Origin of the sequence: Nitrospirillum amazonense (genome assembly GCF_029594735.1) — a bacterium.
In the GTDB taxonomy this organism is placed as follows: domain Bacteria; phylum Pseudomonadota; class Alphaproteobacteria; order Azospirillales; family Azospirillaceae; genus Nitrospirillum; species Nitrospirillum amazonense.
Map to the genome: position 1 here is coordinate 133,851 of NZ_JARPAF010000001.1, position 10,969 is coordinate 144,819.

7 protein-coding genes are annotated in these 10,969 nt (G+C 68.9%); 5 read left to right on the forward strand and 2 right to left on the reverse strand.

What is annotated here, in order from left to right:
* Positions 1-37: 37 nt before the first annotated feature.
* Together P5F91_RS00550 and sodC are read right to left on the reverse strand one after the other, a co-directional pair.
* Positions 38-1,276, reverse strand: a complete 1,239-nt coding sequence (locus tag P5F91_RS00550) for an aspartyl/asparaginyl beta-hydroxylase domain-containing protein (protein WP_277906123.1) — start codon at positions 1,274-1,276, stop codon at positions 38-40.
* Positions 1,277-1,546: 270 nt separating this feature from the next.
* Entirely contained in the window at positions 1,547-2,098 is a 552-nt protein-coding gene (sodC, locus tag P5F91_RS00555) for a superoxide dismutase [Cu-Zn] SodC (RefSeq protein ID WP_277906124.1), read from the reverse strand.
* A gap of 211 nt (positions 2,099-2,309) precedes the next feature.
* Here sodC and P5F91_RS00560 point away from each other — a divergent pair, with 211 nt between their 5' ends.
* From P5F91_RS00560 to P5F91_RS00580, 5 genes are all read left to right on the forward strand, one after another.
* Positions 2,310-3,032 (forward strand): winged helix-turn-helix domain-containing protein, encoded by a 723-nt coding sequence (locus P5F91_RS00560; RefSeq protein ID WP_277906125.1) that lies wholly within the window; start codon positions 2,310-2,312, stop codon positions 3,030-3,032.
* Entirely contained in the window at positions 3,029-4,339 is a 1,311-nt protein-coding gene (locus P5F91_RS00565; protein ID WP_277906126.1) for a sensor histidine kinase, read from the forward strand. Before P5F91_RS00560 ends, P5F91_RS00565 begins: the two co-directional genes overlap by 4 nt.
* A 69-nt stretch (positions 4,340-4,408) precedes the next feature.
* Positions 4,409-5,107 (forward strand): ABC transporter ATP-binding protein, encoded by a 699-nt coding sequence (locus P5F91_RS00570; protein WP_211107085.1) that lies wholly within the window; start codon positions 4,409-4,411, stop codon positions 5,105-5,107.
* Positions 5,104-7,479 (forward strand): FtsX-like permease family protein, encoded by a 2,376-nt coding sequence (locus tag P5F91_RS00575; protein ID WP_277906127.1) that lies wholly within the window; start codon positions 5,104-5,106, stop codon positions 7,477-7,479. Before P5F91_RS00570 ends, P5F91_RS00575 begins: the two co-directional genes overlap by 4 nt.
* 524 nt (positions 7,480-8,003) lie before the next feature.
* Positions 8,004-10,838: a TonB-dependent receptor gene (locus P5F91_RS00580; RefSeq protein ID WP_145612822.1), complete on the forward strand. Its 2,835-nt coding sequence runs from the start codon at positions 8,004-8,006 to the stop codon at positions 10,836-10,838.
* Positions 10,839-10,969 lie beyond the last annotated feature (131 nt).

The window sequence follows — 10,969 nt, forward strand, 5'->3', positions numbered from 1 at the left end:
CGTATGCTTTGGCATAGATGGTCCGGTGGGCCTTGGACTACAGGCCGCCTCCGGCGCTCTCGGGGGCTGGCCCGTCGCCATTGAAACGGTCGATGCCGGTCATGATCCGGGTAATCATCTCGCGCTCGGCCGCGCTCAGGTGCGGGTGCCAGATGTCGAACAGCAGGATGACGCGGGTCTGGTCGCTGTCGTTCCATGCCTCATGCTCGATGGTGTCGTCGAACACCCAGGCCTCGCCCACCTTCCACTGCCGCACTTCGTTGCCGACCCGGAAGCCGCAGCCGGGTGGGACCACCAGGGGCAGATGGACCACCAGCCGGGTGTTGGATACGCCGGTGTGGGCGGGAATGCGGGTGCGCGGCTTCAGGATCGAGAACATGGCGGCGGGTGACTTGCCCGGAACCTGCGGCTGGGGCATGGCGTCCAGCAGGGCCGCGGTCCTGGGGCAGCGGGCGCGATTCTCCGCGTGCGGCCGGCCGTAATGCATGAAGTGGAAGGCGCTCCACCGCGGGGAATGGTTCAGCTCCGCCCACTGGTCCAGGGGCAGGCCCTCGGGATAGGTGATGTAGGGCACGAACCGCTGGGGATCGTCCCCGTCCCGCAGGACGGCGGCCAGTTCCGCGCGCACGGCGTCGGTCCCGGCCTCCAGCTCCGCCAGCCAGGGGAATTCCTCGCGGTCGAAAAATTCGATGGCCGGCAGGCCCGGGTAGAAGAACTGCGCCGGCTGCTGGTGATAGGGCTTGGTGCGGCCCAGCGCCATGTCGACGAAACGGGCCATGCGCCGCGCCTCTCCGCTGGCGCAGCGGCGCAGATCGCCGTCGATCTCCTCTTTCAGGAAGCCGTCGAGGTCGGCGAGGTACTCCGCATGGCGTTCCCGCGCGCGGGCCACGGCCCGGGCGGTGGCGGCGTCCAGCACCGCGTCCGGCGGCGCCAACTGCAAGGCGGTGCCGTAGGCCGCTCCCGCCTGGCGCGGCTGATCCATACTGTCCAGCAGCGAGGCGCGCATCAGCAGGGCCATGAAGTTCCGGGCGTCCAGCGCCAGCGCCCGGTCCAGCGCCGACAAGGCGACCTGTGGCTGGCCCAGCGCGCGATGGGCGCCCGCCAGGTTCAGCCACAGCGGTACCTGGCTGGGCAGGAAGGACAGCGCCTCTTCCAGCAAGGCCACAGCCCGCGCCGGCTGGCCCGCCGCCATGGCCCGAACCGCCGCCGCGTTCAGGCCGCGGGCCTGATCCTCCGTCTCCGGTCGGCTGCCGCCGGTCCCCGCCTCGTCACCCATAACGCCCCCGCGTTTTCCAGGTGGTGCTGATCATATCGGGGACATGGCCAGGCCTCGCGGCCCGATTCCCCGCCAGCACCCTCCCGTTTTCATTACCGGTCTGGCCGCACCCGGCCTGCCTTTATGCCTACTACTATAGGCAGGGCGGAAGAGGCGCCACAAGGGGGCGTGTCAGGATTTGTTACACAGCTTAAAATTTGGGCGAACTGCAAAAAATTAAGCCCCAGCAGAGGGTTCCGCTGGGGCTTTTCTCATCTGTGGCAGGTGGATTTACTTCTCGCCCACCACGCCGCAGGCGATACGGCCGCCGCCGCCGCCGAGCGGTTCCGGCGTGTCGGAGAAGTTGTCGCCGCCGGCGTGAATCACAAAGGCGTGACCGGCCAGGTCGGACAGCGTCAGGTGCGGCACCGTCAGCGGCTCGGGCGCGCTGCTGCCATCGGCCGTGACCGTCAGCGGCGGCAGGTCGCCCTTATGGCCGTCGGCCGTGGGCCCCAGGTGCTTGCCGGTGCCGGCGGGGTCGAAGTGGCCGCCGGCGCCCAGCCCGGCGCCGGGCTTGCCGTCCTTCTCCCCTGGTTGGCACGAGGCGTTGGCATGCAGGTGAAAGCCGTGCACCCCCGGCGGCAGGCCGGTCAGCTTGGGCGTTAGTACCAGGCCGCCGCTGCCCTCGGTGGCGGTGATGGTGCCGATGGCGGCCCCCACGCCGGTGGCGGTGATCAGGTGGACGGTGGTGACGACCGGGGCGCCGGCGGCCAGGGCCGGGGCGGTGGTGGTGACCGCCATCGCGGCCGACAGCAGGGCGGCGCGCAGAATGGACTTCGTCATGCTTTCCCTCCAGATGGGCCCGGCGTTCCCGGCGGACCGGGCGCGGGCTTTTGGGCAGGCAGGTTTGGTTAACGCGCTGAATGATAGGGGAGAAGGTGAGGCCCGACCAGCGGTCAGGCTGCCTAGGCCGTAAGATTGCGACTATGTCGCGGGGCTGGCGATTCACGCTATCCTCAGGCGTGCGTACATCGCTCCCAAAGGTGCCGCCTCCATGATCCCATCCTCGCCCGACGATGGCGTGAAACGCCAGGGCCGCATCCTGCTGGTGGAAGATGATGACCGGTTGGCGCCCCTGGTGGTGCGCCATTTGGTCGACAGCGGTTTCCAGGTCGACTGGGCGGTGGACGCGGCGGCGGCGGACGCGCACTTGCGGGCACATCCCGTCGACCTGGCGGTGCTGGACATCATGCTGCCGGGGGAGGATGGCTTGTCCCTCTGCCGCCGTATCCGCCGCGACCACGGCATCGGCATCATCATGGTCACCGCCCGGGGGCAAGAGGCCGACCGCATCCGCGGCCTGGACCTGGGCGCTGACGACTACCTGCCCAAGCCCTACAGCCTGTGGGAACTGGAGGCGCGGGCCAAGGCGGTGCTGCGCCGCTGCGTCCGCGCGAGCCCGGCGGCCCCGCCCGCCATCCACCACGCCGGTCCCTTCCGCATCGACGCCGGCAGCCGCGCCGCCAGCCTGCATGGCCAGGCCCTGGATCTGACGCGCACCGAATTCGACCTGCTGGCCCGCCTGGCGGCGGAGCCTGGGCGCGTGTTCAGCCGCGACATGCTGCTGGAATGCGTGCGCGGCGGGGAGACGGACGCCTTCGACCGCGCCGTCGACACCCACGTCAGCAATCTGCGCCGCAAGATCGGCGACGACCCCAAGGCCCCCACCTTCATCCGCACGGTGTGGGGGGTGGGCTACCGGTTCCACCTGTCATGAGGGGTCCAGGCCTGTTCCGTCTGATGTTCTGGCGGGCGCTGCTGCTGGTTGCCGTCTGCCTGGGCATCCTGGTGACGCTGTCCTTCCACTTCCAGGCGCGCTTCCTCTACGGCGATTGGCAGCGCGACCTGCAGGACCAGGCCCGCTGGCAGGCGAGCCACTGGCCCGTGGACCAGGACCCGGCAACCGTCGTCCAGGCCTGGCGGGCGGCGCACGGCCGGGTGCGCCTGACCGTGTTGGCGGCGGACGGCAGCGTCGTTGCGGACAGCCGCCCCGACAAGCCCCCCCTGGATCCCCGGCTGATCGGTGCGGGGCACCAGGATCTGGAGGTGCTGGTGGGGGCCGCCCCGCTGCCCGGCGGGGATACCTTGGTCCTGAGCCGCGCCGGCCAACCGGCGATACCCTTTCATGTGGAGTTCGTGCCCGTTGTGCTGGTGGTCATCGGACTGGCCGCCCTGCTGGTCTGGCCGCCGGTGCGAGACCTGACGGCGGCCTTCCGCCGCTTATCCAGCCTGGCCGCCCGCGTGGCCGACGGGCACTTCGGGGAGACGCTGGACCCGCCGCGCCAGCGCGAACTGGCGGGGCTGGTCAAATCCTTCAACGACATGTCGCAGGCCTTGCGCGATGCCGAGATGCGGCAGCGCCGGCTGCTGGCTGACGTGTCGCATGAACTGCGTTCCCCCCTGGGCCGGCTGCGGGCACTGGGGGAAACCATCGCCCGCCGGCCGGAACAGGCGAACCCGCACTTGGCGCAGATGGATGCGGAAATCGCGCTGATGGATCGCCTGATCGGCGACATCCTGGAGGCGGCACGGGTGGAGGAGGGGGCCGTTCCATTGGTGCGGCAGGCCGTGTCGCTGGCCGACTGGGGGCGCGGCGCCTTCGCCCGGCTCTCGTCCCGCATCGAGGGCGCCGGCATCGGGGTGTCGGCGAGCGTGGACGCGGACGCCACCGTCCACATCGACGCCGAACGCCTGTTCCAGGCTCTGGGCAACCTGGTGGACAATGCGGTGGCCGCCACCCAGGGCCGGCCGGACGCGCGCATCACCCTCAGCCTGTGGGCCGACGACGCGGGCTGGGGGGTGACTGTCGCCGACAACGGCCGAGGCATCCCGGCGGCCGACCTGCCCCACGTCTTCGACCGCTTCTTCCGTGTCGACCGCCACCGGGGCCGTCGCACCGGCGGCGCCGGCCTGGGTCTCGGCATCGCCCGCAGCCTGGTGGTGGCGCAGGGCGGCCGGCTGACGCTGGACAGCACGGTAGATGTGGGCACTACCGCCACCATGGCTTTCCCCACACTTTCCTGACAATCGCGGCAAAGGCGCCCGACACCGCCCTGCCATGCTGCCCTCTCTTCAACGAAATAGGGGGTGCAGGTGTCGCCTGTCATTCAATTGCTGGCCGCCGGGCGGACGTTCCGCCAGGGGCCTGACGAATACGCCGCCCTGCGGCCCGCCACCGTCACCATCGATCGGGGGCAGTATGTGGCGGTGACGGGGGCATCGGGCTCCGGCAAGTCCACGCTGCTGAACCTCATCACCGGGGTGGACCGGGCCAGCCAGGGCTCCGTCCGCGTCAACGGCACGGCGCTGGAGACACTGAGGGAGGGGGCGCTGGCCCGCTTGCGGGGGGCCAGCATCGGCATCGTCTTCCAGTTCTTTGAACTGATCCCCACGCTGACCGCCCTGGACAATGTCGTGCTGGCCATGGATTTGGTGGGCACGGTGCCGGCCAGGGCGCGCCGGGCGCGGGCCCTGTCCCTGCTGGGCGACATGGGCCTGGCCAACCAGGCCTTCCGTCCACCCGGTCGCCTCTCGGGTGGCGAGCAGCAGCGTGTGGCCATCGCGCGCGCCCTGGCCAACGACCCACCCATCCTGGTCGCGGACGAGCCCACGGGCAACCTGGACCGCGCCAATGGCGAGCGGGTGACCGCCCTGTTCGACCGCTGCGTGGCCGATGGGCGCACGGTCATCGTCGCCACCCACGAACGCGGCGGGCTGGACCGTTATCACCGCGTGCTGCGGGTCGAGGATGGCCAGGTGACGGAAAGTGGGATGGCGGAGGGCGCGCCATGACCGCTGTGCGTCTTAAGAAGGTGGCGCGCGATTTCGGCGTGCGCTGGGGCCGCACCCTCATGGCTTTTGCCGGCCTGACCATCGGCCTGTTCGTCGCCGGCGCGGTGGTGGCCGCCTACTCCCTGCTGCGCACCGACCTGGATGCCGGCTATCGCCGCACGAATCCGCCCAACCTGGTGCTGCGCACCGATGCGGTGCCGCCGGAAGCGCTGCGCCGGCTGGCGGTCCTGCCCGGCGTGGCGGCGGTGGAGGAACGCCCCCTGGTGATGGCGCAGGTGCAAACCAGGCCGGGCCGCTGGTGGCCCCTGGAACTGGCGGTGGTGGACGATTTCCGCGACCTGCGCGTGGCCACATTCGCCCCCGACGCCGGCCTGCCCAAGGAGGCTTGGCCGCCCCCCACCGGCGGCCTGCTGCTGGAACGCGACGGGCGCTATTTCATGGGGGGCGGGCCGGGGTCGGCCCTGCCGCTGCGCTTCGCCGACGGCGGAACCGCCAGCGGGACCTTCAGCGGCTATGTCTTCGATCCGGGCCAGCATCCCTCGCGCATGGAAATGGTGCTCTACGGCTATGTCACCCGCGCCACCCTGGCCGCCTGGGGCCAGGCTTTGGACGGCACCCGCCTGCTGCTGACCACGCGTGCATTCAGCGGCCCGGAAAGCGCCGGCGCGCTGGCCGCGGCGGTGAATTCCACGCTGGCGGCGGCGGGCGTGACCGTGCGGCGCATGGACATCCACGATGTGCCGGTCTACGGCCACCAGAACCAGCTGGACGCGCTGTTGGTGCTGATGGCCGGCCTGGCCCTGACCACCCTGGTCATGGGCACGGTCCTGGTGATCAACCTCATCGACGGGATGATGACGCGGGAGCGGCGGGTGGTGGGGGTGATGCGGGCCCTTGGGGCCCGGCCAGGGCAGGTGCTGCGTGATTATCTGTTGGCCGCGGGCGCCTTGGGCCTGGCGGCGGCCCTGGCCAGTCTCTGGCCCGCCTTGGCCACGGGCACCCTCATGGCCCGCTTCCTGGCCGCCGGCAACAATTTCGACCTGGTGACGCCCCGGCCGCCCCTTTGGGTGGCGGCCATCATCCTGGTCTTCGGTGCCGGCACTCCGCTGGCGGTGGCCACCTGGCGGGTGGGGCGGACGGTGCGCCTGCCTGTGCGCCTGGCCCTGATGCGGACCGAAGGTCAGGGCGGCGGCGTGGGCGTGGGGATGCTGGGCCGCGCCATGTTCCTGCCCCTGCTGCCCCGCCTGGCGCTGGGGGCCGTGCTGCGGCGGCCCCGCCCGGCCTTGCTCAGCGCCCTGGTGCTGGCCATCGGCCTGGCCTTTTTCCTGACGGCCCTGAACGTCCGGGCCTCCATGCAGGGCACGGCGGCGGCCGTGGCGCGGACCAAGCCCTATGACGTGCAACTGGCGCTGCGCCAGCCTTATCCGGTGGACCGCCTGCGACCCCTGCTCGCCGGCCGATCAGAGGTGCGCATCGCAGAGTACTGGCGGACGGCGGCGGTCATACCGCTGACCACCGACGGTGCGCGCCTGGGCAACACCATCCCCGTGGCGGCGCCGCCGATGGACACCCGCCTGCTGCGCCCCGACCTGCTGGCCGGGCGGTGGCTGGACGGGACGGAGCCCTACGGTGTCGTCGTGACGCAGAAGCTGCTGGCCGACATGCCGGCCATACAACTGGGAGCCAGCTATCAACTGCGCGCCGGGGACCGTTCCGCGCCGGTCACCGTCATCGGCGTGGTGCGGGAATTCGGGCCCGGTCGCATCTACGCCCCAGCGGCGGTCATGGACGCCTTGCGCCCGTCCCCGGCGGACGTAGACCTGGTCTACCTGGCATTGACCCCGGGCACGGACCAGCGCGAGGCCGCCCAGCAATTGCAGGACGGTCTGACCGCCGCCGGCATCCAGGTGGGGGAGGCGGAAACGGCGGGGATGCTGAAGGCCATCATCGACGGTCATCTGGACTTCATCACCCTCATCCTCATGGCGATCTCCGCCCTGGCCTTGGCTACCGGTATACTGGGCCTGGCGGCCTGCATCGGCGTCAGCGTGGCGGAACGGGCGCGCGAGATCGGGGTGATGAAGGCCATGGGCGGCGGCGGCGCCACCCTGGTGCGTCTGTTCATCTATGAGGCGGTGGTCATCGCCGTCCTGGGCTGGGGTGTCGCCTGGGCATTGGCGCCGCTCATCAGCCGCCCGGTGGTGGCCCGGTTCGGCCAGAGCATCATCCGCTATCCCTTCGACTATCAGGCTAGCGTGTGGGGCGCCGCCGCCGGCCTGGGGGTCGCCCTCGCGGTGGCGGTACTGGCGGCGCTGGTCCCCGCGCTGACGGCGGCGCGCACCGCCGTGGCCAGCGCTCTGCGGGTGGAGTGAGCCCGCCCGTTTGATTGCTGTTTTGTAAGTGCCAGGCCGGATCCGCAAGGGTCCGGCCTTTTTCATTGTGCACCTGCACACATGATTATTTGGGTGAGCAAAGCAGAATTGGTTAACAGCCGCCTTCCTGTCTGAATACGTATGTGACTGTTACTGGATCGTTGCACATACGTATGCGGACTATGTTACAAAAATCCGCCCCACACTATGATCGTCGCAAATTCGGGAGGATACGGGGCCAGGGTGCCCAAGCACCCAAATCCAGGTTGATGCGCGTTCAGGTGGAAACGATACGGCCAGGCGCCCTGAAACGCTTGGTACAGTCGTACCTGAGCCATCTCTGATCCATACCGTGACATTCATGACGTCGCGCAAGGTGCCCCGTCGACCCGGGGCGGCCACAGCCTTCGTTCACGCCGGGGCGACCCGGGGGGTATCCGTCCGCAGGGGCGGACACTTTGAAGAACAGCAGCAACTGGGCCGGGTAACGGCCTGCTTAAGCCAAGACTTAAGGGGAGGGTGCCATGAGGAACACGAAGATCAGTTTGGCCGCCAGGCTCGCCCTGGGTGTCAGCGCCGCCGTGCTGATGATGCACGGGTCCGCCCTGGCGCAGAGCGCGCCGGCCGATGCCGCCGCCGCCAACGACGACATGCAGGAAATCGTCGTCAGCGGCTTCCGCCACTCGCTGGAAACGGCGATCGAGGCGAAGCGCGACGCCAGCCAGATCGTGGAAGCGATCTCGGCCGAGGATATCGGCAAGCTGCCGGACAACTCCATCGCTGAATCGCTGGCCCGCCTGCCGGGCCTGGCCGCCCAGCGCGTGGACGGCCGCGCCCAGGTCATCAGCCTGCGCGGCTTGGGCCCCGACTTCACCCTGACCACCCTGAACGGGCGCGAGCAGGTGTCGACCGGCAACAACCGCAGCGTCGAATACGACCTGTACCCCTCGGAAATCATCAGCAGCGCCGTGGTCTACAAGACCCCGCAGGCCGGCTTCACCGCCCAGGGCTTGGCCGGCACCGTGGATCTGCAGACCGTGCGCCCGCTGGACTACGGCAAGCAGGTGCTGTCCGCCTCCGCCCGGTATGAGCAGACCTCCATCGGCAAGCTCAACTCGGACAGCGAGGACAAGGGCTACCGCGCCAGCGCCACCTACATCGACCAGTTCGCTCACGATACCCTGGGCGTGTCGCTGTCCATCGCCCACCTGAACTCGCCGACGCAGCAGGAAACCTCGCGCGTCTGGGGTTATCCGCAGCTATCCAACGGCAAATACGTCATCGGCGGTGACGAGGTGCGCGCGAACTCCGAAGAGTTCAACCGCACCGGCATCATGAGCACGGTGCAGTACAAGCCCACCGACAACTTCACCACGTCGCTGGACTTCTTCTACACCCACTACCAGGACTACCAGTGGCAGCGCGGCATTGAGATGCCGCTGCAATGGGGCAACGGCTCGGCCATCGGCGCGCAGCCGCCCGTGGCGCTGCTGCCCGGCTACACCACCGTCGGCAACATGATCACCAGCGGCGCGTTCAGCGGCGTGAAGGGCGTGGGCCGCAGCGACGTGGGCACCACCCAGTCCGACCTGTATTCCATCGGCTGGAACGGGCGCTACACCAAGGGCGACTGGACCGGCACCCTGGACGCCGGCTACAGCCTGGCCGACCGCACCACCACCCGCTTCGAATCCTACTTCGGCACCGGTTCCAGCGGGTCGTCGGGCGCCACCGACACCATCGGGTTCACCAATGTCGGCACCAATGAGGCCGGGTACCAGTACACTCACAACCTGAACTACGCCGATCCGAACCTGATCAAGCTGACCGATCCCAATAACTGGAACGGCGGCACCACCCCCTATGCCCAGAACGGCTACCTGAACAAGCCGCGGGTGCACGACGACCTGTACTCGCTGAAGGGCGATCTGAAGAAGGACTTCCACGAAGTCGCCTTCCTCAAGGACATCGACATCGGCGTGAACTACACCGAGCGCAACAAGGAATACTACCAGCCGGAATGGTACGTCACCCTGACGTCCAACCTGACCGCGCCGGTTGACCCGCTGACCGGGGTGAGGGGCGCCAGCGCCGCCATTCCGTCATGGGCCATGGTGGGCACCGCCGACCTCAGCTGGATCGGCCTGGGCAACACCGTTGCCTACAACCCGGTGGAACTGCTGTCCCGCGGCGTCTACAGCCTGGTGCCTTGCGGCCAGTATCGTGCCAACTGCACCGGCGACAGCCACTACACCGTGGATGAAAAGGTCACGACAGCCTTCGTCAAGGCCGACGTCGACGGCAACCTGGGCAGCGTGAAGGTCACCGGCAATGTCGGCCTGCAGCTGGTCCATACCGACCAGTCGTCCACGGGCATCGCTGTCAGCACCGCCAACTCCGCCGCCGGCGTCTACGCCCCCCGCACCCAGGGCATCGCCTACAATGACCTGCTGCCCAGCCTGAACCTGTCCTTCGTGCTGCCCAACCCGGACCACCAGATCCGTCTGGGCGCCGCCCGCGAGATGATGCGGGCCCGCATGGACCAGATGCAGGCCAACCTGTCCTACAGCTTCGACAGCTCCAAGGCCGGCTACACCGGCGGCAACCTGAACAACAGCCCGTGGAGCGGCAACGGCGGCAACCCGTACCTGAAGCCCTGGTACGCCGACGCGGTGGACCTGTCCTACGAATACTATTTCAACAAGGCCGGCTACCTGTCGCTGGCGGCGTTCTACAAGCACCTGGAAAACAACATCTACAACAAGAGCACGGTGACGGACTTCACCGGCGTCACCAGCAATTCCACCACCGGGTCCAGCACCAACCTGGGTTATGTCACCGTGCCGGTGAACGGCACCGGCGGCATGATCGAGGGCGTGGAGGCCGCGTTCGCCGTGCCGCTGGACATGGTGTGGTCCAAGCTGGAAGGCTTCGGCATCAACGGCGCCGCCGGCTGGACGCAGACCGACCTGCAGGCGGGTTCCCAGGGTGTGGGCAGCGGCAACAGCACGCTGCCGGTGGCCGGCTACTCCAAGTGGACCGAGCAGGGCACGCTGTACTACGAAAACAGCGGTTTCGGCGCCCGCGTCTCGGTCACTCACCGCTCCGGCTACCTGTCGGAACAGACAGGCTTCGGCCAGGGCCGCGAGTTCGACCTGGCGGTGCCGGAGACCCTGGTCGATGCCCAGGTCAGCTACGACTTCGGCGAAGGCGCGCTCAAGGGCCTCTCCATCGTCCTGCAGGCCCAGAACCTGACCGACGAGCCGGTCATCACCTACTACAACGGCGATACCACGCAGAATTGGCGGTACGAAAAGTACGGCGTTCGTTATCTGCTCGGCGCTTCCTACAAGTACTGAGCCGATAGGGTGGGGTCTCCCGCCGGCATCCCGGCCGGCGGGCGCCTCTCGCCTTTCTCCCCGAGCCCTCGTGAGGCGGGCCCAGACCCAAGTGAACCCGGGCCCGCCTCACCCTTTTCCCCGCTCCGGTG

What these genes read in the sequence shown, in the direction of transcription:
- P5F91_RS00565 (WP_277906126.1), top strand. Translation starts at nt 3,029, where the DNA reads ATGAGGGGTCCAGGCCTGTTCCGTCTGATGTTCTGGCGGGCGCTGCTG.
- P5F91_RS00575 (WP_277906127.1), top strand. Translation starts at nt 5,104, where the DNA reads ATGACCGCTGTGCGTCTTAAGAAGGTGGCGCGCGATTTCGGCGTGCGC.
- sodC (WP_277906124.1), bottom strand. Translation starts at nt 2,098, where the DNA reads ATGACGAAGTCCATTCTGCGCGCCGCCCTGCTGTCGGCCGCGATGGCG.
- P5F91_RS00560 (WP_277906125.1), top strand. Translation starts at nt 2,310, where the DNA reads ATGATCCCATCCTCGCCCGACGATGGCGTGAAACGCCAGGGCCGCATC.
- P5F91_RS00550 (WP_277906123.1), bottom strand. Translation starts at nt 1,276, where the DNA reads ATGGGTGACGAGGCGGGGACCGGCGGCAGCCGACCGGAGACGGAGGAT.
- P5F91_RS00580 (WP_145612822.1), top strand. Translation starts at nt 8,004, where the DNA reads ATGAGGAACACGAAGATCAGTTTGGCCGCCAGGCTCGCCCTGGGTGTC.